General features: G+C 56.4%; 23 protein-coding genes and 2 pseudogenes. 18 read left to right on the top strand and 7 right to left on the bottom strand.

What is annotated here, in order from left to right:
- Nucleotides 1-23 precede the first annotated feature (23 nt).
- From AO064_RS30230 to AO064_RS12290, 4 genes and pseudogenes are all read left to right on the top strand, one after another.
- Nucleotides 24-266, top strand: a pseudogene (locus AO064_RS30230) (thiol-disulfide oxidoreductase DCC family protein); the annotation flags it as partial.
- 168 nt (nucleotides 267-434) lie between these two features.
- Nucleotides 435-791: a VOC family protein gene (locus tag AO064_RS12300; RefSeq protein ID WP_046036163.1), complete on the top strand. Its 357-nt coding sequence runs from the start codon at nucleotides 435-437 to the stop codon at nucleotides 789-791.
- Nucleotides 792-838: 47 nt separating this feature from the next.
- The gene (locus AO064_RS12295) at nucleotides 839-1126 is read left to right on the top strand and encodes a hypothetical protein (protein WP_043205424.1); all 288 of its coding nucleotides are present in this window, start codon (nucleotides 839-841) and stop codon (nucleotides 1124-1126) included.
- 76 nt (nucleotides 1127-1202) lie between these two features.
- The gene (locus tag AO064_RS12290) at nucleotides 1203-1628 is read left to right on the top strand and encodes a hypothetical protein (protein WP_064053460.1); all 426 of its coding nucleotides are present in this window, start codon (nucleotides 1203-1205) and stop codon (nucleotides 1626-1628) included.
- A gap of 60 nt (nucleotides 1629-1688) precedes the next feature.
- Here the strand turns inward: AO064_RS12290 and AO064_RS12285 are convergent, their stop codons facing one another.
- Nucleotides 1689-2333, bottom strand: a complete 645-nt coding sequence (locus tag AO064_RS12285; protein WP_244159513.1) for a hypothetical protein — start codon at nucleotides 2331-2333, stop codon at nucleotides 1689-1691.
- Between the two features lie 177 nt (nucleotides 2334-2510).
- On the opposite strand from AO064_RS12285, the pseudogene AO064_RS12280 reads away from it, so the two are divergent.
- The 4 genes and pseudogenes from AO064_RS12280 to AO064_RS12265 all read left to right on the top strand — a co-directional run.
- Nucleotides 2511-2681 (top strand): annotated as a pseudogene (locus AO064_RS12280) (LysE family translocator); the annotation flags it as partial.
- 357 nt (nucleotides 2682-3038) lie between these two features.
- A complete protein-coding gene (locus AO064_RS12275; RefSeq protein ID WP_064053457.1) occupies nucleotides 3039-4691 on the top strand; it encodes a methyl-accepting chemotaxis protein in 1653 nt (550 codons plus the stop codon).
- Between the two features lie 210 nt (nucleotides 4692-4901).
- Nucleotides 4902-5174, top strand: coding sequence for a hypothetical protein (locus AO064_RS12270; RefSeq protein ID WP_147469615.1), 273 nt, complete (start codon nucleotides 4902-4904; stop codon nucleotides 5172-5174).
- A gap of 394 nt (nucleotides 5175-5568) precedes the next feature.
- Nucleotides 5569-5895 carry a low molecular weight protein tyrosine phosphatase family protein gene (locus AO064_RS12265; protein ID WP_064053455.1) on the top strand — a complete coding sequence of 109 codons (327 nt, stop codon included), beginning with the start codon at nucleotides 5569-5571 and terminating at the stop codon, nucleotides 5893-5895.
- 187 nt (nucleotides 5896-6082) lie between these two features.
- Here the strand turns inward: AO064_RS12265 and AO064_RS12260 are convergent, their stop codons facing one another.
- Nucleotides 6083-6550 carry a DUF1203 domain-containing protein gene (locus tag AO064_RS12260; RefSeq protein ID WP_064053454.1) on the bottom strand — a complete coding sequence of 156 codons (468 nt, stop codon included), beginning with the start codon at nucleotides 6548-6550 and terminating at the stop codon, nucleotides 6083-6085.
- A 214-nt stretch (nucleotides 6551-6764) separates the two neighbouring features.
- On the opposite strand from AO064_RS12260, the gene AO064_RS12255 reads away from it, so the two are divergent.
- From AO064_RS12255 to AO064_RS12240, 4 genes are all read left to right on the top strand, one after another.
- Nucleotides 6765-7184: a hypothetical protein gene (locus AO064_RS12255; protein ID WP_224265939.1), complete on the top strand. Its 420-nt coding sequence runs from the start codon at nucleotides 6765-6767 to the stop codon at nucleotides 7182-7184.
- A 36-nt stretch (nucleotides 7185-7220) separates the two neighbouring features.
- The gene (locus AO064_RS12250) at nucleotides 7221-7634 is read left to right on the top strand and encodes a hypothetical protein (protein ID WP_064053453.1); all 414 of its coding nucleotides are present in this window, start codon (nucleotides 7221-7223) and stop codon (nucleotides 7632-7634) included.
- Between the two features lie 135 nt (nucleotides 7635-7769).
- Nucleotides 7770-8216, top strand: a complete 447-nt coding sequence (locus tag AO064_RS12245; protein WP_064053452.1) for a GNAT family N-acetyltransferase — start codon at nucleotides 7770-7772, stop codon at nucleotides 8214-8216.
- A gap of 117 nt (nucleotides 8217-8333) precedes the next feature.
- Nucleotides 8334-8576: a hypothetical protein gene (locus AO064_RS12240; protein ID WP_064053451.1), complete on the top strand. Its 243-nt coding sequence runs from the start codon at nucleotides 8334-8336 to the stop codon at nucleotides 8574-8576.
- A gap of 176 nt (nucleotides 8577-8752) precedes the next feature.
- Here AO064_RS12240 and AO064_RS12235 read toward each other — a convergent pair whose 3' ends face one another.
- Both AO064_RS12235 and AO064_RS30220 read right to left on the bottom strand, forming a co-directional pair.
- On the bottom strand, nucleotides 8753-9292 hold the full coding sequence (locus AO064_RS12235; RefSeq protein WP_064053450.1) for a P-loop NTPase family protein: 540 nt from the start codon (nucleotides 9290-9292) through the stop codon (nucleotides 8753-8755).
- Between the two features lie 102 nt (nucleotides 9293-9394).
- Nucleotides 9395-9796 (bottom strand): GFA family protein, encoded by a 402-nt coding sequence (locus tag AO064_RS30220; RefSeq protein ID WP_082893930.1) that lies wholly within the window; start codon nucleotides 9794-9796, stop codon nucleotides 9395-9397.
- 159 nt (nucleotides 9797-9955) lie between these two features.
- Here AO064_RS30220 and AO064_RS12230 point away from each other — a divergent pair, with 159 nt between their 5' ends.
- A complete protein-coding gene (locus AO064_RS12230; RefSeq protein ID WP_064053449.1) occupies nucleotides 9956-10174 on the top strand; it encodes a hypothetical protein in 219 nt (72 codons plus the stop codon).
- Nucleotides 10175-10259: 85 nt separating this feature from the next.
- Here the strand turns inward: AO064_RS12230 and AO064_RS12225 are convergent, their stop codons facing one another.
- Complete coding sequence (locus tag AO064_RS12225; protein ID WP_064053448.1) at nucleotides 10260-10463, bottom strand: hypothetical protein; 204 nt, start codon at nucleotides 10461-10463, stop codon at nucleotides 10260-10262.
- A 413-nt stretch (nucleotides 10464-10876) separates the two neighbouring features.
- Between AO064_RS12225 and AO064_RS12220 the strand changes: the two genes are divergently transcribed.
- On the top strand, nucleotides 10877-11359 hold the full coding sequence (locus AO064_RS12220; RefSeq protein ID WP_046036171.1) for a VOC family protein: 483 nt from the start codon (nucleotides 10877-10879) through the stop codon (nucleotides 11357-11359).
- Here the strand turns inward: AO064_RS12220 and AO064_RS12215 are convergent.
- Nucleotides 11356-12252 (bottom strand): SGNH/GDSL hydrolase family protein, encoded by an 897-nt coding sequence (locus AO064_RS12215; protein WP_064053447.1) that lies wholly within the window; start codon nucleotides 12250-12252, stop codon nucleotides 11356-11358. The two genes, AO064_RS12220 and AO064_RS12215, sit on opposite strands and share 4 nt — an antisense overlap.
- Nucleotides 12253-12460: 208 nt before the next feature.
- Here AO064_RS12215 and AO064_RS12210 point away from each other — a divergent pair, with 208 nt between their 5' ends.
- The 4 genes from AO064_RS12210 to AO064_RS12195 all read left to right on the top strand — a co-directional run bounded on the left by AO064_RS12210 (nucleotide 12461) and on the right by AO064_RS12195 (nucleotide 17665).
- Complete coding sequence (locus AO064_RS12210) at nucleotides 12461-13852, top strand: hypothetical protein (protein WP_064053446.1); 1392 nt, start codon at nucleotides 12461-12463, stop codon at nucleotides 13850-13852.
- Nucleotides 13853-14144: 292 nt separating this feature from the next.
- Nucleotides 14145-15008 carry a 4-hydroxy-tetrahydrodipicolinate synthase gene (gene dapA / locus AO064_RS12205; protein WP_064053445.1) on the top strand — a complete coding sequence of 288 codons (864 nt, stop codon included), beginning with the start codon at nucleotides 14145-14147 and terminating at the stop codon, nucleotides 15006-15008.
- Nucleotides 15009-15125: 117 nt separating this feature from the next.
- Nucleotides 15126-16502 (top strand): pyridoxal-phosphate dependent enzyme, encoded by a 1377-nt coding sequence (locus AO064_RS12200; protein WP_046036175.1) that lies wholly within the window; start codon nucleotides 15126-15128, stop codon nucleotides 16500-16502.
- Nucleotides 16499-17665, top strand: coding sequence for a cystathionine gamma-synthase (locus AO064_RS12195; protein ID WP_012724563.1), 1167 nt, complete (start codon nucleotides 16499-16501; stop codon nucleotides 17663-17665). The genes AO064_RS12200 and AO064_RS12195 overlap by 4 nt, the downstream gene beginning before the upstream one ends.
- Before the next feature lie 307 nt (nucleotides 17666-17972).
- Here AO064_RS12195 and AO064_RS12190 read toward each other — a convergent pair whose 3' ends face one another.
- Complete coding sequence (locus AO064_RS12190) at nucleotides 17973-20171, bottom strand: OsmC domain/YcaO domain-containing protein (RefSeq protein ID WP_064053444.1); 2199 nt, start codon at nucleotides 20169-20171, stop codon at nucleotides 17973-17975.
- Nucleotides 20172-20189 lie beyond the last annotated feature (18 nt).

Raw genomic sequence — 20189 nt, 5'->3', positions numbered from 1 at the left:
CATACCTATAGGCGCGAGGCTGCGACACCCTGGCGGTCATTCGCGACCATCACTACTGGGTGCGTTCAGAGGCGGTGCTCGAAATCATTGCGCAACTGCCTGCCACGTGGCGTGCATTGCTGCTGTTGCGCTTTATCCCGCGCGAGCTGAGGGATTAGGCTTACGACCGCGTGGCGCGCAACCGCTATCGACTTTTTGGGAAGTACGACAGCTGGCTGTTGCCACATCCGGATCATGATCAGCGCTTTCTGAAAGGCCGGCTATGAACCACTGCGCAGCCGGTCAAGCACCTCATCACACGCCACTGTATTTCCTCCCTTGATTCTGTGTCCGACTGCATCATCGGCATTTTGGGCGGACCCGGACGCTCACGTTCATGACGGCGGTTGCTTACGTTACACTCGCGGTTCCGAACATCAGCCAAGGAGACAGGCATGAGCATTCGCGGCAAAGACCGACAAATCGACAACATCGAATTCAACGTGGGCGATATTGCCCGTAGCAAAGCCTTCTACGGCGGCGCGTTCGGTTGGACATTCGTCGACTATGGCCCCAGTTACACCGAATTCAGCGACGGCCGCCTGAGCGGAGGCTTCACCACCGGGGAGCCCGTTAGACCGGGTGGCCCGCTGGTGATTTTGTATGCGGATGATCTCGATGATACGCAACAGAGGCTCAAAGCCCTGGGTGCCGTTATCACCCGCGAGACGTTTACGTTCCCCGGTGGAAGTCGGTTTCACTTTACGGACCTGGATGGGTATGAATTGGCGGTCTGGACGGTGCAACAGTAGGCTTGGGAACGCGTGATCAATATCGACAGCAGATTGAAGGGTCCGCCATGCACCCAGCTCTTCACACCGCAGCGAATGGTCATCTAACCCTGGGCCTCAACGAATTGCCTGACGCTTATTGGCTTTCGCTGGTCGACACCTTAGTCAAACACCATGGGTTCCGACAGGTGGGATCTCCCGTCGTCGGCCTTGACACAACAATTCACCCAAGTTTCCATTGCGCTGAGTTTAGCCTCGCCGCTGGCTGGGATATTTGGTTTGGGCACTATTTACTTTCAGAATCAGCGGCAGGTGATGTGTTTCTGCAACAGCTATTCAACCAGTTGAAAACCTGACCGGCTCACTGATGCATCACGATCTTTTTTGGATCAGTCAGCGCCAAGCTATTTCCTGCCCGCTATGGAGAGATCGATGAGAGTCATATTTGCGTTGCTATTGATGTTGAGTGGGTACGCCTACGCCGGTTGCGGCAACATCAGCGACGACAATCAACGCGCCTATTGCAATGCCAAAATCAACGGACAAAGCTGCGGCAACATTAGCGACGATAACCTGCGGGCCACCTGCAAAGCTGAAATGAACGGGCAAAGTTGCGGCAACATCAGTGACGACAATCAACGCGCCTATTGCAATGCCAAAATCAACGGACAAAGCTGCGGCAACATCCGCGACGATAACCTGCGGGCCACCTGCAATGCTGAAATGAACGGGCAAAGTTGCGGCAACATCAGTGACGACAATCAACGCGCTTACTGCAATGCCACGATCAACGGTCAAAGCTGCGGGAATATTCGAGACAGCAACTTACGTAACCAGTGTGAGGCCCTGAAGCATTAATCGACGACTAGCGCGGGGCCGGTTGTTTTACATCGACACCCTCGAACCTGGCCGTGCTCATCACTGACCAGGATAACCGCCGGCCTCCACGAACAGCTTGCGAAGCTTCTTTTGAGCGGCCTCTGAAAGACGCGCATGATAGCGTCGGAACTCTTCTTCAGCCGCGTCGGGCTTGCCGTTCATGGCCAATACAAAGGCATACGCAAGCGGATGCTGCGTGTAGTTGTAGAAACCCAGCCCGCCTGTCGACAGATGCTGCCTGACCCGCTCGAAAGCGCCAGGCAGGTCGGTGATCGAACGCGCTGCGTTCCAGAACGATTCAGCCTTTGGAATGGCGGCCCTGAGGATATCGGGTGCGCACTTCTCGATAGTTTCAGGCCCGTAGTGATAGGAAATATCAAACGCGCGATCGCGCACATCGAACGTCAGATCAGGTCGCGCAGACTTCGCAGTCCTGTGCCATTTGAAGTCATTTCCGCAAAGATGCGGGACGAAATCCAATGACACCCCCCAGGACGGTGCCAGCGCGCCACCTTTCCACTGTGCCAGGCGAAAGACCTGGCGAATCGGAGCGTCAGCGCTGCGAAGCCAAGACAGCGGGCCTTGAACCTCGAAACCCAGCGGCTGTAGCAGGGACTCTACGGTGGGCGAAACGATCGCGTGGATTTGATCTATTCGCATTATTTCAAACGCTGTTCCTTGCATCGTCGACTCCATACTCAAAAGTAAACCCGCGCCAGCGATTCAGGTCGCAGGTTCGAACTCGAATCAGAGGCGCAGTTTTCTTCATCGACACACGGGAATCAAGGCCCCGAGACTTTTCGGTTAGATATCCTCACTGATTCCCGCCTGCGCAAACCCGGAGCCGCCATGGACCACCCTTCCTACCTGGCCGGTGTCGGCCGTCTGCTGGCGTTCGCCGGCATGATCGCCCTCGCCTCGGCTGTTTTTTCGGTGGTGTTGCAGGTGTCGGATTTGTTGTTCTACGGCATCAAGATCTTGGGGGCAGCGTATCTGTTTTATCTGGCGTTTCAGTTGTGGCGGGCAAGCCCGATGATGATCAATATAAGTTTTTCTGATGGACTGCTTTCGGCCAAAAGCGGTCTGTCATGAACTTGAGCATAGAGCTCATTATAGGGCTCGATAAAATTAAATTGAGTTGAGTATAGAGTGCTTTTTGTTTTGAGTATGGCGTTGGAGTAAATATCCAGCCAGAAATAAAAAACCACTCAAATAGATATGCACAGACAGTGCAGGCAATTCGATTGGGCTGCTAGAGTTGCAATTTAGCACTTTAGTATCACAACGCCACTTAACACTTGAACTATTGCCATCCAGCGGCCCATAGTGCCAATGCGCCAGATTCTTGGCTGCGCCGTAAGAATAATAAAAATCTCTTGGAGAGTTAGCATGTTAAATTCATGGTCGGTGCGGACAAGATTGCTGTTGGGCTTTGGCTTGATGGTAGTGATTACGTTTATGATCTCTGCATTTTCTGTCATTAGTTTAAATGAATCAAATCTACGCTTCTCAAGTTATGTTGATGGTTTGGATAAGCGCATGGGTCTGATGAACGATTTGTTGCTCGCTGCGCAGCAACGTGCTATTTCAGCACGCAACCTTGTACTGGTCACCTCTGCAGTTGACCGACAAGCTGAAGCGGACGCCATAAATACCGAACATCAAAAAGTTAAAAAGCTTTTGTCGGAACTTGTAGCGGGCGTCAATGTGCTGCCTCCATCCGCCGAGGGTAACAACGCCCGGAGTTTAGTGGCTGAGATCGAGAAAATTGAGAAAATTTATGGCCCTGTCGCTTTAGAGATTACGCGGTTAGCCATGAGTGGCGATGATAAAGCGGCCATTGATATGATGAACAGTGAATGCTTGCCACTTCTAAAGAAACTAGTAACCAGCGTTATGAATTACAAGAGCTTTAACTCAAGTCTTGCGCAGACTAGTATTAGTGACTCGCAGAACGAATATAAAAACACTCGTAACTTTCTGATGTTCTTCTGCGCACTGGCAATTACCATAGGGGTCGTACTGACCACTCTGATAGTTCGTGGTTTATCACGTGCTCTTGGTGCAGAGCCGACTGTCTTGTCCACCATCGCTCAGCGCGTCGCCAGTGGTGACTTGCGCCCGATTCTTGAAGCGAAAATGTCAGTGGCCGGTAGTGTGCTGTCGTCCTTAGGTGAAATGCAGGCACGCCTGAGCCTGCTTATTAGTCAAGTTAATACGTCATCGGCCGTCATTTCTGATGCCGCCGTTGACCTTTCCGCTGCGACAGAGCAGACCCGCATCGGCGTAGGAAATCAGAGAATTGAAATCGACCAAGTCGCCACCGCGATCCACGAAATGGTAGCAACCACCCTTGAAGTTGCGCGCAACTCCGAAGAAGCAGCCCATGCGGCACACAACGCTAACCTTCAAGCGCAGACCGGCGGCACCATGGCAAAAGACGCAATAGCCCAAATCAAACGTCTGGCCTCTGAGGTGTCAAAATCTGCAGCCGCTATGGCACAACTCAAAATAGAGAGCCTAAATATAGGTGGGGTATTGCAAGTTATAACGTCAGTCGCAGATCAAACCAACTTATTGGCGCTGAATGCGGCCATCGAAGCTGCGAGGGCGGGCGATGCGGGTCGAGGGTTTGCGGTGGTAGCAGATGAGGTGAGAACGCTTGCCAAACGGACTCAGGGCGCAACCCTGGAAATTGGCGCTCTGACCGCCAATCTGCAAAAAATAGCCGAAGAAGCAGCTGGGATGATGGAAGTCTGTCGCGGTTTGACTGATGAAACCGTCATACAAGTTTCAAACACCGGGAGTTCGGTTGAAACCATCGTGGGGATGATTGACAGCATCCAGCAAATGGTCAGGCAAATCGCAACCGCCGGTGAGGAACAAAGTTGTGTGGCAGAAGAAATTAACCGCAGTGTTACTTCAGTTCGTAATATTGCGGATGATTCAGCTTTGTCGTGCGAGAAAACTGCCAGCTCAAGTAATGAATTGGCAGAACTCGGAGCCGTGCTACAGCGGCAAATAGGTAAATTTACGGTTTGATGAGCTTATTGATATTGCGTTTGCGGAGTAAGGAGCGCTCGATTTTATTCACGCTCAGAATTATTTTTACAGATCACCGCAACCCAATCCATCAGAACGATATGTATAGCTTCTCGACCATGTAATAAGTAGCATACCGCCCAGCAGATAGAGGGTTCAGCGACGCCGCTACGTAGATTATTTACATGCTGATTAAGTGATCCTGACTGGGTGCCTGATGAAATTCGAGAAATGATCGAGTGGGAGAATCTTGACTCAGCATCTGAAATCGCCCGAAAAATTATGGAGTGCGACGCCAGACTGGCTATTCAGACAACGGCTCCCGATCAAGTGATCAGTGATGGGGTTTCGATAACTGTATCCACGTTGGGCATGGCAGTTGATCCGTCCGACCCCAATATTTTTGAAGTGCTGACTTTATTGGGTCGTAAGGTGAATGGGGTCATTCAAGAAACTGTAAACGGCGGAGTAACGCTTTCCTAGCCAGTTTCACCGTTGTCCTGAACTGGCCTGCCATTCGCCGAGTACCGCTAACGATGAGAGAGTGACAGCTAGACCGCCTACAGTCATTAGCTGCTGCTAGTATCAAGCGCTCAACCTATCTAGCCCCTGCATCGATTCACGTTTACTATATTTCCAACTCGTATTGCTGCGGCTGCTGAACCCGGTACTCACGAGGATATAACGATGAAAAGAACCCACGTCTGGAGACGTATGCACGCCCGTAAATGCAGAGGCGACAATACGGTTCGTCCGCTGGATTCAAGACAGAAAAGAATTGGAAACTGATGTGCATTCGTGCAGCCAAACTGTACAGAGCACACCCACTCGGGATGAGCTATCCCATCCGCACAACCCGCCAACTACTGAATCAAGAGTGACTAATCTCCTGTTCGTCTGTAGCCGTAACCAATGGCGTAGTCCTACTGCGGAAGCGATCTGGCGCCGTCGTCCAGGCTTTAATGCCCGTTCAGCAGGAACCCGTCCAAATGCACGTAAACCTATCAGCCCAGCGGATATTCGCTGGGCTGATGTGATCTTTGTCATGGAACGCAAACACCTTAATCGTCTTCAGGCTGAATACGCCCGCCTTCTTGAACACAAACGGCTCCACTCTCTCGATATTCCCGATGATTACCGCTACATGGATCCTGAACTGGTGGGCATGCTTGAAGACATTGTGACGTCCTACCTCACCACGTAGGCTTCATGCGGGAACGACTGTCGCAGGAATGGTCGCGGATAGGCCGTCGGGCCGATCTAGACCTTCTATTGCGTTTAAAGATCAAGTTCACACCCATTAGCTGCCATTCGTGACGGGCCACTAACGGCCAATACCGCCCAGCGAGTGACCAGCAAAATTGAAAACGAACCACAAAGACCTGCGGTAACTAAGCCCGATCTATTCGCCCGGAGTAGCAACCCTGCTTGGCATTGTGAACGTGAATGTAACTAACCTCTGGATTGGCAAACATCCGGGTAACGACAGGTTCTATTGCTAGTCCATCAGCGACGTCGGCGTCGAGCATCATCCCATCATCAGTGAAAGCGCGAAGTGATAGCAGGCGGATTCGCATAGACTCGGGTACCTGATCGACTGCGTCATAAGCGTGCGTGGCCCACTCCCGTATGAAGATCGCGTGTGAGGCACGGTATGGCGTCTTGGCTGGCTGACAGACATGGTTGAGTAAAAGCACACTCTGACCTAGCTCCGCATCCTTCATTTCGATACGGTCGGGAAAGCCTGGGTTGCTGTCGACGATGTAACGCTTTATCCCGAGAGACGCAAGCTCTTGGTCGGGCAATCCAAACAGTGACTGAAATGGCTCCGGGGAAAGGCCAGTTATACGAAACACCATCGTCGAACTCCTATTGGTTTGGCGTGCTATCAGACTGGAATTCGTACAGTGCTTACTATCCGATTCTTGCTGCTTTATTCAAGCTGCCGCGACCGGCTGTTTGGGTAAAAAACTGGCATTTCGAATGTCGCTTGATTTGGCGGGATTTCACTGTAAAAAGGCTGCGGACTTTCACGAACCACCTGCATCAAAAAGGTCACAAGGAATGAGATCGATGGAAAATAACCCTCCACAGTTCAGTCGTATTCCGCTGGCAACCATCGGCGTCGGATTGGGCCTTGCCGTTGCCGTCTACACCACGGGAAAAGGCCCCTTCTTCCTGGAGAACTTTGCATGCACCTGGTTACCGCAAGTGGCAGTGCTTTGCATCGCGTTGTTGTGCAAAGCGTCACGAGAATCGCTGGGAGGAATGGCGACTGCCATGGGGCTGTACTTGTTCCTTTTCCACCTCTGGGTCACAGACTCCATGGGGTGGCTTTTCTACTTATTCAGCTTTCCAGGCATCCTCATCGGGGCATTGCTTAGCGTTGTTTTCAGCCCCTCGCGGAAGGTCTTCAAGGCACTGGTAGCGTTTGCGTGGGTGGTCCTCGGTATAGTGGGAAATTTGGCGGTTCTGGTTTTTACGCTCAGATAAGACGCCTAGCAGCGACTGGAAGTGGGTCATTATTTTATGAACGAAGGTTGGCAAAACGACGATTACCTCATCGTCCTCACGCAGGATGAAAGCTTGGCTGCGATGAAAGCCTACCGATTTGATCATTACCTGCCGGGTTACACGCTACTGGGCCTAAAAAGTTGGGACGACTTTATCGTCATCAACGCTTGCGGAGTAATGTTTACGGTACCAACTTTGCCGCTCGACGCGTCCTGTGTTGCGCCGTTTGCGCTGCCCCAGCCGATTTCGCTGGAGCCTGACGAGCAGTTCGCAGGGAAGATCAAGTGGCATGTTAAGCCGTTGGTTTGCGGGGGCGATCCAACAGACAAAACGAACGTGGCGTGGATCACTCATGAACAACATGCCGAACTTGTCGTCTGGTGGAACGAACAGTACAAGCGCGCCGGAGCGCAGCCTTTTAGCGAGTAATCTTTAAGCCAAAATCGTCTGATTCTGAAGGTCAGCGAAAGGTCGGTAGCTGCGCTGCCACTTACATCGCTCATAGCATGCGCCCGATGCATCCTTGATCAGCCAAAAGGATTCATACCGAATCAGGGACGATGAATGAAACCAATCGAGATTCAACAGATTACGCACCTGCCGGCGGAAGTTCTTACTTTGGAGACAGAGGCCGTTGCAGAAGGTTTCAGGTTTCTAACGCGCCTGATTTCGGAGTGGCATTCTGGAACGAATCGCTTCAACGCACCCGGTGAATGTCTCATGGCAGCGTATTCGAACCAGCAAGTGATAGGAATCGGAGGGCTATCAGTTGATCCCTATAACAAGCCCGATACCGCACGGCTGCGGCGAGTGTACGTCGCACCTGCGGCACGGCATCAACACGTCGGTCAGGCGCTGGTAAACGCGTTGGTTGCACACGCCGCTCTTCACTTTCAGAAGGTGCGTCTTTCCACCGATACTTCTGGAGGCGACGCGTTTTACCTGCGCTGCGGCTTCATTCGAACAGAAGATGTACATGCCACCCACATCATGGAGTTGGTCAATGCCTGACCAGGGAGCTGTCGGCCCAGAAGGAACCACTCGGATGCCTCTAGAAAATCAGGGGCGATTCACACGAGCTTAAGTCATTTCAATCTAGATTTTTCTGACTATGTTAAAGGGTGAGTAATGGATATTCTAAAAAAAGAGTGCATTGCCAGTGTAACGTTGTTTGATTTGCGCCTATCTGAAGGGGAGCTAATGATTTATGCAGATTGCATGCGTATTATCAAAGAGCGCCTTTGCGATTCGGAAATAGCTTCTCTAACAGTTTGCGAATCTAAAGAGGAGCTAACTCACTTCTTGGAAGATATGTTGAATGCGCTAAAATTAGTTGAAAGGCAAGAGTACATTCCAGATAGGTTTAAGTAGTTTTTAAGTCTGTGTCCTTTTCAATTTTGTCTCTACAGCTGGGTAAGTTGAGTGTCTTTCTGTGGACAGGTGAAAGGCCGCTCATGGCCGATCGCAGTCGGAGGTGACAGGCAGCTATCCCCCAAGAGCCACCGCTCGCAACCGACAGTTTCCTTGGTGAAGCAGTCAACCGTCGATCAATCTTGCGGAGCTTGGCCAGTCGTTTTTCCAATGTTCGCGAGAAAAATCCTGGTATCTCGATTAGAACGCAGATGAACCACGCTGCAAGCTGATGGCGCTGTTGCCAAGAGTTGTTGCATCTTCGCTCGCGCTGATTTTTTCGTCCGCCACATGAATCTAAAAAACTCCGGCAGGTTCGCCAGCCGTTCGGGGCAGTTCTCCGGCAAGTCAGGCCGAGACTTACCACGTTGGAGCAGTGTTCTGCGCAGTACGCGCAAGAATCGAAGCGTCGCCGAACGATCAATCCATATTAGAAGATCTGCACGGGCCATCCGGTTGTCCCAAGTGACTGAATGGCCACCTTCGAATATCCAACAATCACGGGCCTCGACGTCGAGACAAAGCCGCGTCTTCTCATCCCGGCTTCGCTCGATCCACCCTGGTTGCCAGTGGATAGTGTCGATATGAACGACCGGCAACCCCGTACGCTGGCCAAGCTTACGCGCCAAAGTGCTTTTGCCAGACCCAGGTTGACCAACAATCATCACCCGTTGCATCGGAGCTCCTTCTGGCTATGCAAGCTGATTTTTTGGGGTGGCGATTTTACGCCAATGCCTATCTCCGTCAACAAAAGCGAGGCAGCTTTCGCCCGGGAGACTTCAGTCGTTTGGAGGGCATGGGTTGGATGAACTGTGCCAGTGCGCTGCGGCGTCGAGATGAACATGTTTCTGCTTTCGAGGTAAAAAGGGCGTATCGAGCGTGCCCAGCGCTATTGAAACCCAGTTGGCAAACTCACCTTGAGATCGTGACCAGAACAAGGCCGAACCGCACTGCGCGCAGAACTCGCGTGATACCGTCTCTGAAGAAGCATAGGTTTTGATATGCATAGCGCCGCTAAGTATTTGCAGCGCGCTACGCGGAACGCTGCCGTACGAAGCAAATGCGGCTCCATGACCTTTGCGACACTGGCTGCAATGACAATGACTCACCGCTTTGGGTGTGGTGGACAGCTCATAACTGACGGCCGCACATAAACAGCTTCCTTGATACACCTCTGTCATACGCTCTTCCATGCATGCAAAGACCCCAGCGTAACCTTCCCAATCTAATCAGTCGACCGAGCGCTACAGGCCTAAAGCGTCTCCGGTTCGCAGCGAACGGAGTTGAGAGATTCATGACCGGCTCGTAAGCTGAATCCCTTTAATGACGGCTGCCTTTAGATGGAAAACAATATGTCGCTGCAGATCGAGCGGGCAGCTTATGACGAGTTCATCCGGCTGTGGAGCCAAGGACGCTTCAAGCAACAGCGGTTGGGCCAAGCCTTTTATAATCACTTCAAACTACACAGGCTCAACGATCAAGATTCATTGCACACACTCTACGAAGCGGATGGTGAGAAAGCCTCACGGCTAATTTTGCGCCTTTTCCTTCTGCACTAATCGGCAGTTTTTGACCGTTTACTGCATGTGGTGACCGGCAGAAATCGACCCATTGCTGTCGTTCATACAGGTCCAATCCGCCGTATCAGATAATGCCCATCTCTTCAGCCCAACTATCGACTCCAAGCTTTTTAGCCGCCTCAACTAAACAGTTCCTTTCCGCATCGGAGGCATCGTTCAGTTCAGCAGCAATTGCCTCAAGCGCCGCCACGTCATCATCGTTTTCGAAGGGATGCCGGCCGTCAATATGTTTGCAGGCAAGGACCAATGCGCGCGCGATGGCTTCCATGTAGATCTCCAACACTCAAGTAACGGTTATAGACGTAGTAAAGAGGCATAGCATCCAAAAAACGAAATGCCTTTCGGTCTGGCGTGGTGAGCGCGCCGAACACGACCTCCGGCCTAGCAGCAAATCCAGCTGATCGTCATCACGCCTCATCGCAGGATTGCCCACGCAATGTTGAGAGCGGGCTGGCAAATCAGAATGGCTGTCGCGAGCAACGTGCCATAAGCCCGCCTGGTTCCTGGCGCCGGGTGATGAATGAATTGTCACATCCCCGATCTTGGCTGGATAGAACCCTGTTTGGGGGCATTTTGGGATAAGCGCCTCGAATGCAATTCGAGCCTTCACGCGTGGCTTTCCTATCGTGCCGCAACTGGCCGTCTAAACTCCACACACCCATTCTCACGTGGAGACCCATCATGACCCGCAAAAACACCCTCTGCCTCTGGTACAACGGCACCGCCCTGGAGGCTGCGACCTTCTATGCCAAGACATTCCCGGACAGCCAGGTAAACGCTGTCCACCTGGCCCCCGGCGATTTTCCGGCCGGCAAACAGGGCGACGTATTGACCGTGGACTTCACCGTCCTGGGCCTCCCTTGCATCGGCCTTAACGGCGGGCCAATCTTCTCCCATACCGAGGCGTTTTCGTTTCAGGTGGCCACCGATGACCAGGCCGAAACCGACCGCTATTGGGACGCCATCGTCGGCAACGGCGGCCAGGAAAGCGCCTGCGGCTGGTGCAAGGACAAATGGGGGGTGTCGTGGCAGATCAGCCCACGCGTACTGACTGACGCAGTGACTCACCCCGACCCGGCGACCGCCAAGCGTGCCTTCGAGGCGATGATGACCATGAAAAAGATCGATATCGCCGCCATTGAGGCAGCGGTCGCTGCAGGTTAAGGCAACGCCTCAAGCATCGCCTTGGCCGCCAGTGCATGAACCTTGCGGGTGGGGTGCCATTCGTCCCAGTAGTAATGGGTATCGGGGTCGGCACACACCGGCTTCACCTCCGGGTAGGTGGCTTGGCACGGTGTGTCGAGGTCGGTGAACCCCTTGTCCGCCGGGTTGGCGCGCAGTGTGTCGCTGAAGGCCAGATGATCGAAGTAGCTGACCTTCGCCGTCCCGATCTGCGCCAGCACTGCAGGGAGTTTCTGCGCGAGCAACTGCTGGTACTTTTTCGCATTGTCGACCTGATTGCCCTGCACCACGGCAGGCACATGGCTCAGGTCGGTGGTGCCCACGACCATGATGTGCCTGGCTCCCGCTGTAACCAACTGCTCGGTGGCGCTGCGGATATTCGCCAGGCTGGCTTCGCTCAAGGCCTCGACCGTTTCAGGATGGGCGAAGTCGGCCCATTCAAAAAAATCGTTGGCCGAAATGAAGATGAAATACAGCGCCTTGGGGTCGGCCTTGTCGCCCTTGGCGACCTGCAAATGCTCAGCGACCTGCCCCAGTAGGCCGGTGTCGCGGGATGGCATCATCCACGCGTAGTAGTTGCCATGGCCACTTTTGGCTCCGCCCACCGCATAGTCGGTCAGGGGAATGTTCAATGCCTGTGCCAGGCCTTCGACGGCGGTGGGGCCATTGCTCCAGCGCCCCTTCCAGTACAGGGGGCCTGGCAGCGCCTGGGCCTCCTTGACCTTCTGCGCGACAAGCCGGGTGGTGAGTGCTTCACCCGCGCCATTGTCGGAGTAGCTGTCGCCGAAGGCATACAGATGATCGTAGTTCGAAACGCCAAAGGCGGTCGAGGCGGACAAGGTCAGCAGAGCGGCCAAACACGCACGTCGGATCATCGAGATTCTCCCGGAGTATCTGCACAGCCTACCGCCTCACTACGACCACGGCAGAACGATTGCGACCTGTACATATCCGGCGGCGGCCACGCCACGGCTGTACAGGGGCGGCCATCCTCGTTAGGCTTGCGGCCCGCAACATCCGGTTAAAGATTCAACTTTATCCGCCGTCACCCTTACATCCCTGAATGGACTCAACGAGGCTCTCGTGCGCTTTATCACTCCCCTTTTGCTGATCGGTGGCTTCGCCACCTTGGCCGGTTGCGCCACCCAACAAAAACAGATCGATCAAATCTTCACCCAGGCGCTCACTCAGCCCTTGGTGGAAAACAGCATTGTGCGCGAAGGCGACTCGCTGAGCTTTGAGCTGCTGATGCCCGCCCTCCCCAATGGCGTGCGTCGTACCCTGCAAATGGAAGCGGCGTGTTCTTCACCGAAGGTGCATCTGTTGTACATGGATGCTGTCCGACGCATGTACCCAGGCAGCATTGGCCGCTATGCAACAGCACAGACATTGTCGCCGCAACTGTACGCGACCCTGGCCGCCAACCAGACCTTCGTACGTGCCTGTGCCGAAACACCGCAGCCGGACTGGCGGCTGGTGCAGACCAACGAACGTGACAACCAGGTCCTGATCGATGCCAACAGCATCAAGACCGTCAACGGCGAAACGCGCTTCTGGGCTGCCTTCGATAACCCGACGGTGCTCAATGACCTGCCCTACAACGCCCCGTATGCGCAAAAACGCGAACACTTTTCGGTGGCGTGCAAAGCCGGTACTTACCTGCAACTGGCCGGCTACGACATGGATGCCAACAACCGCGTCAGCGACGGTCGTGTCGACAGTTTCCCCACGCCGCAGAACATCGTCGGCAGCAATGCCGACTATGAGTTGCTGTTCAATAAAGTCTGCGTCAACCCGGAAAAAATCGCCGCACTGCCGGCGTTCAAGCCCCGCATGAAAGCACCGACCACCATTGCCCTGACGTCCGTGCAGCCTGCCGTGCTGGCGGCCATCACGCAACTGAACCTGGACAAGCCCACCCGTTCGTTCAAATACGTACAGTTTGTCGGCACCAGCAACTACCGTGGTAAGGCCAGTGATAACAAAAGTACCCAGTTCATCAGCCAGGATGCGCCGAGCGGTCAACTGGCCCTGGCCACCCGTGGCGACGGCTATGAGAGCCAGGCCGTGAGCTGGCGCAACCTGTTCAACCTGGTGTCGAAAGCCACCTACGGCGGTTCAGGCATGGCCGAAAGCTCGACGCTGACCCAACTGAGCTTCACCGGCAACTGGAAGGCCCTGCCCGTGGGTGAGACAGTGACCTATGCAAGCACACGTTCCAGCCTCAACAGCCTGATCGGCAGCAGCACAAACTCACAAACCACCCGTTGCCAGGTCGAGCGTGAACTGCAAGCCAGCGAACTCAACGCGAAACTGTCGGGCACCGCCAAGGCCTTGTCCTGCCGCGTCGACGAAGACAAGTACAAGCGCGTCAGCCACCTGTACTTCCTGACCGACTACGCCTACTTCCTTGAGTCGAGCACCGACAAGAACGAGTTTTTTTACTCCGACTCGCGTATCGATAAATTCGAATAAGCCCCGTTGACACACTCTGTAATATTCCATGAAGATGGAGGCCTTATTCAGGGTGTGTCAGCCAATGTCTGCAATGTCCTCCGTTAACCTGTGCGCCATTGGCTTGATTGCCAAGGCGCAAGGTTGCGTTGCACACACCCTCAAATCGAAGAAACAGTCGCTCATGTGACCGGGGCGCGCTGTCCCGTCAGATGAGCTGACAGGACATTGAGCGCGACGGTCTACCCACCTTGCACAATTGCCTCTGCCCTTCTGACGGTGACTCCAGCGGTCAATCATCAGGAGAAAGTGCATGTCAACGTTTCAAGGTATCTGGGTTCCCGTGGTCACGCCGTTCCACCACGGCGCTATCGACTTTAACGGCCTGCACCGGCTGGTCAGTCACCTGCAGGACAAGCACGTGTCCGGGATCATGGTGTGCACCACCACCGGGGAAGCGGCGTCGCTGAGCCGTCAGGAGCAACTGGCCGTGCTGGATGCGGTGTTGCAGTGGGTGCCCGCGCACCGTGTGGTGATGGGCCTGGCAGGCAATAACCAGGTCGAGTTGCTGCAGTTCCAGCGTGAAGTGCTGCAACGCCCGGTGGCCGGGTTACTGGTGCCGGCGCCGAGTTACATCCGCCCCTCCCAGGCGGGCCTGGAAGCGTTCTTCCGTACCGTGGCCGATGCGTCCAGCGTGCCGATCATTCTCTACGACATTCCCTACCGTACCGGCGTGACTTTCGACCAGGCGACCCTGCTCGACATCGTTGCCCATGAGCGCATCGTGGCGATCAAGGATTGCGGTGGCAACCTGGGCAATACCCTCGCGCTGCTGGCCAGCGGTGAGGTGGACGTACTGTGCGGCGAAGACGTACAGATGTTCAACGCGTTGTGCCTCGGCGCGACCGGAGCCATTGCGGCCTCGGCACATATTCAGACGCACGCGTTTGTGGCGCTGTGCCAGCAGGTACGCGACAACCAGTTGGCCGAAGCGCGAGCGACATTCTTTCAGTTGCTGCCGCTGATCAACACACTGTTCATGGAGCCCAACCCGGCGCCGGTCAAAGCCGCGCTGGCCCTGCAAGGCTTGATCGGCGACGAATTGCGCGCGCCGATGCAGGCCGCCACTACCGCCGTTGTCACGCGTTTACAGCAGGTGCTGAACCCGCCCGGCTAATGCGCCAAAAACAGTCAGCCAACGGACCGTCCGGTTGCGACCGGACCGATCCCGGCCTATCGTCGAACCCACGCTTTGCGCTTTTGCTGTCCATCCCATCCGTATTCAGGTGACGACATGCCCAGCCCTTCCCGCCCCGCCGTCCTCGAACTGATCGGCAACACGCCACTGGTGCGCGTCAGCCGTTTCGACACCGGTCTGTGCACGCTGTTTCTCAAACTGGAATCCCAAAACCCCGGCGGCTCCATCAAGGACCGCATCGGCCTGGCCATGATCGACGCCGCCGAGCGTGACGGCCGCCTGCGCCCCGGCGGCACCATCATCGAAGCCACCGCCGGCAACACCGGCCTGGGCCTGGCACTGGTCGGCCGGGCCAAAGGCTACCGGGTGGTGCTGGTGGTGCCCGACAAGATGTCCACAGAAAAAGTGTTGCACCTCAAGGCCATGGGCGCCGAGGTGCACATCACCCGCTCCGATGTGGGCAAAGGCCACCCCGAGTATTACCAGGACGTGGCCGCACGCCTGGCCAAGGACATCCCGGAGTCCTTCTTCGCCGACCAGTTCAACAACCCGGCCAACCCCCTGGCCCACGAGACCAGCACCGCGCCGGAGATCTGGGCACAAACCCAGCATGATCTGGACGCGATCGTGGTGGGCGTCGGCTCGGCCGGCACACTCACCGGCCTGACGCGGTTCTTCAAGCGCGTGCAACCCGAACTGGCCATGGTACTTGCCGATCCCGTGGGTTCGGTGATGGCCGAGTACAGCCGCAGCGGCCAGTTGGAGACGCCAGGCTCGTGGGCGGTGGAAGGCATTGGCGAGGACTTCATCCCCTCGATTGCCGACCTGTCCAGCGTGCGCCACGCCTATTCCATCAGCGATGAAGAAAGCTTCGATCACGCCCGCCAGTTACTCAAGGCCGAGGGCATTCTCGGCGGGTCGTCCACCGGCACCCTGCTCGCCGCCGCACTGCGTTACTGCCGCGAACAGACCACGCCCAAACGCGTGGTCACGTTTGTGTGCGACACGGGCACACGCTACCTGTCGAAGGTCTACAACGACCAATGGATGAACGACGCGGGCCTGCTGCACTACAAGCACTACGGCGACCTGCGCGACCTGATCGCGCGGCGCTTCGAAGACGGCCGAGTCATCAGCGTGAGCCCTGACGACAGCCTGCTCACCGCATTCCAGCGCATGCGCCTGGCGGATGTCTCGCAACTGCCGGTGTTGGTGGACGGCCGTGAGTTGGTGGGGGTGATCGATGAATCCGACATCCTGCTGGGCCTGCACCAAGACGCCGCGCATTTCAACATGAGGGTCGCCAGCGCCATGACCAATACCCTGCAAACCCTGGCCCCCAACGCCAGCCTGGCGGAGCTTCAGGCGGAGCTGGATCGCGGCCTGGTCGCCATTATTGCCGATGCTTCGGGCTTTCACGGCCTGATCACCCGCGTCGACCTGCTCAACCACCTACGGAGATCCCTTGCATGAGTCAGTCCGATAAAAGCGCGTTTGCCACCCGCGTGATCCACGCCGGGCAATTTCCCGACCCGACCACTGGCGCGCTGATGCCACCGATCTACGCGAACTCCACCTACCTGCAAGACAGCCCCGGTGTGCACAAGGGCTTCGATTACGGCCGCTCCCACAACCCCACGCGGTTTGCCCTGGAGCGCTGCGTGGCCGACCTCGAAGGCGGCAGCCAGGCGTTTGCCTTCGCATCCGGGCTGGCGGCGATCTCGACGGTACTGGAACTGTTGGATGCCGGCGCCCACATCGTCTCCGGCAATGACCTGTACGGCGGCACCTTCCGCCTGTTCGACAAGGTGCGCCAACGCAGCGCCGGGCACCGCTTCAGCTTTGTCGACCTGAGTGATGTGTCGGCATTTGAAGCGAGCTTGCAGGACGACACCCGCATGGTCTGGGTCGAGACCCCCAGTAACCCACTGCTGAGCCTCACCGACCTCAGCGCCATTGCCCGCATCTGCCGCGATCGAGGCATCATCTGCGTGGCCGACAACACCTTCGCCAGCCCGTGGATCCAGCGCCCGCTGGAGCTGGGTTTTGACGTGGTGGTGCACTCTACGACCAAGTACCTCAACGGCCACTCCGATGTGATCGGCGGCATTGCCATTGTCGGCGATAACCCCGAACTGGCCGAACGTCTGGGTTTCCTGCAGAACTCGGTCGGCGCCATCGCCGGCCCCTTCGATGCCTTCCTCACCCTGCGCGGCGTGAAAACCCTGGCACTGCGCATGGAGCGCCATTGCAGCAACGCCCTCGACCTGGCCACCTGGCTGGAGCAGCAACCGCAAGTGGCGCGGGTTTACTACCCAGGCCTCACGTCCCACCCGCAGCACGCACTGGCGCGCCAACAGATGCGCGGCTTTGGCGGAATGATCTCGATTGACCTGAACAGCGACCTGGCCGGCGCCACGCGCTTCCTGGAAAACGTCAAGATCTTCGCCCTGGCCGAAAGCCTCGGCGGCGTGGAAAGCCTGATCGAGCACCCAGCGATCATGACCCATGCAAGCATCCCGGCGGCCACGCGGGCGCAGTTGGGGATTGGCGATGGGTTGGTGCGGTTGTCGGTGGGGGTTGAGGATGTGGAAGACCTGCGCGCCGACCTGGCGCAGGCGTTGGCACGCATCTAGACAGGTTGGATTGGTTTGTGTGGTGAGCGCGCTCTTGTGGTGCTCTTGTGGTGCTCTTGTGGTGAGCGGGCTTGCCCCGCGCTGGGCTGCGCAGCAGCCCCATGGGCCGACTGCGTATTTCCAGTTATCGGCGCGGAGGGTGTTAGGCCTGCTTCGCAGGCCAGCGCGGGGCAAGCCCGCTCACCACAAGAGCCCGCTCACCACTCCAAGAGCCCGATCACCTAAAACAGCCAATCACCACACACACAAGCCCTCCCACCTACAACAGCCGCTCACCACAACAAGCCAGCTCCCGAAGCGCCGAGTATCAGCCCATGGTGATGTTGGCACGTGCCGCATGCAGCTTCTTGTAGCTCTCGATCAAACGTTGATGCCGGTCCAACCCCTCCAGCTTCATGCTGGTCGGCGTCAGGCCATGGAAGCGCACATCGCCGTTCACCGAACCAATCACTGCATCCATCCGCTCATCGCCGAACATGCGGCGGAAGTTGGCTTCGTAATCCGCCAGGTCCAGGTCGTCGTCCAGTTCCATCTCCAGCACCGCATTCATTGCCTGGTAAAACAGGCCACGCTCGGCGGTGTTGTCGTTGTACTGCAGGAACATCTCCACACACTCCTTGGCCTCTTCATATTGCTGCAAGGCCAGGAAGATCAGCAGCTTCAATTCCAAGATGGTCAGTTGGCCCCAGGCGGTGTTGTCGTCGAACTCGATGCCGATCAGGGTGGTGATATCGGTGTAGTCGTCCAGCTCGCTCTCTATCAGGCGCTCGACCAACGCCTGCAACGCTTCCTCGTTGAGGCTGTGCAGGTTGAGGATGTCCTCGCGGAAGAACAGCGCCTTGTTGGTGTTGTCCCAGATCAGGTCATCCACCGGGTAGATTTCCGAGTAGTCCGGCACCAGGATGCGGCACGCGGTAGCGCCGAGGTGTTCGTACACCGCCATGTAGGATTCTTTACCCATGCCTTCAAGGATACCGAACAGGGTCGCGGCCTCCTGGGCATTCGAGTCTTCGCCTGCGCCCGTGAAGTCCCACTCGACGAATTCGTAGTCCGACTGGGCGCTGAAGAAGCGCCACGACACCACGCCACTGGAGTCGATGAAGTGCTCGACGAAGTTGTTTGGTTCGGTCACCGCCTGGCCTTCGAAGGTCGGCTGCGGCAAGTCGTTCAGGCCTTCGAAACTGCGGCCTTGCAGCAGTTCGGTGAGGCTGCGTTCCAGCGCCACTTCCAGGCTTGGGTGCGCGCCGAAGGAGGCGAATACGCCGCCGGTACGCGGGTTCATCAGGGTCACGCACATCACCGGGAATTCACCGCCCAGGGACGCGTCTTTCACCAAGACAGGGAAACCCTGGGCTTCCAGGCCCTGGATACCGGCGAGGATGCCTGGGTACTTGGCCAGCACCTCGGCCGGTACGTCCGGCAAGGCGAATTCGCCTTCGAGGATTTCACGCTTCACGGCGCGCTCGAAGATCTCCGACAGGCACTGCACCTGGGCTTCGGCCAGGGTGTTCCCCGCGCTCATGCCGTTGCTGAGGTAGAGGTTTTCGATCAGGTTGGACGGGAAGTACACCACCTCACCGTCCGACTGGCGCACGAACGGCAGCGAAACGATGCCGCGTTCCTCATTGCCGGAGTTGGTGTCGAACAGGTGCGAACCGCGCAGCTCGCCTTCGCGGTTGTAGACCTTCAGGCAGTAGGCGTCGAGGATTTCGTTGGGCAGTTCGTCGTTGGGGCCCGGCTGGAACCAGCGCTCATCCGGGTAATGCACGAACGGCGCATTCGCCAGCTCTTCGCCCCAGAACTGGTCGTTGTAGAAGAAGTTGCAGTTAAGCCGCTCGATGAACTCGCCCAGTGCCGACGCCAAGGCGCCCTCTTTGGTCGCGCCCTTGCCGTTGGTGAAGCACATCGGCGAGTGCGCATCTCGGATATGCAGCGACCACACGTTAGGCACGATATTGCGCCACGAAGCGATCTCGATCTTCATGCCCAGTCCGGCCAGAATGCCGGACATGTTGGCGATGGTCTGCTCCAGTGGCAGGTCTTTGCCGGCGATGTAGGTGCCGCCGTCGGAGGTCGAACCGGGCATCAACAAGGCCTGGGCATCGGCGTCCAGGTTCTCGACTTCCTCGATGACGAACTCCGGCCCGGCCTGCACCACTTTTTTGACCGTGCAACGGTCGATGGAACGCAGGATGCCCTGGCGGTCCTTGTCGGGGATGTCCGCCGGCAACTCGACCTGAATCTTGAAGATCTGGTTATAGCGGTTTTCCGGGTCGACGATGTTGTTCTGCGACAGGCGAATATTGTCGGTGGGGATATTGCGCGTCTGGCAATACAACTTCACGAAGTACGCCGCGCACAAGGCCGACGACGCCAGGAAGTAATCGAACGGCCCCGGTGCCGAGCCGTCGCCTTTATAGCGAATCGGCTGGTCGGCAATCACCGTGAAGTCATCGAACTTGGCTTCAAGTCGGAGGTTGTCGAGAAAGTTGACCTTGATTTCCATGGGGGCACACCAGAATAA

Origin of the sequence: Pseudomonas marginalis (genome assembly GCF_001645105.1) — a bacterium.
GTDB lineage: Bacteria > Pseudomonadota > Gammaproteobacteria > Pseudomonadales > Pseudomonadaceae > Aquipseudomonas > Aquipseudomonas petroselini.
The sequence above is the reverse complement of the archived record's forward strand: the minus strand, read 5'-3'. Positions and strand labels throughout refer to the sequence as shown.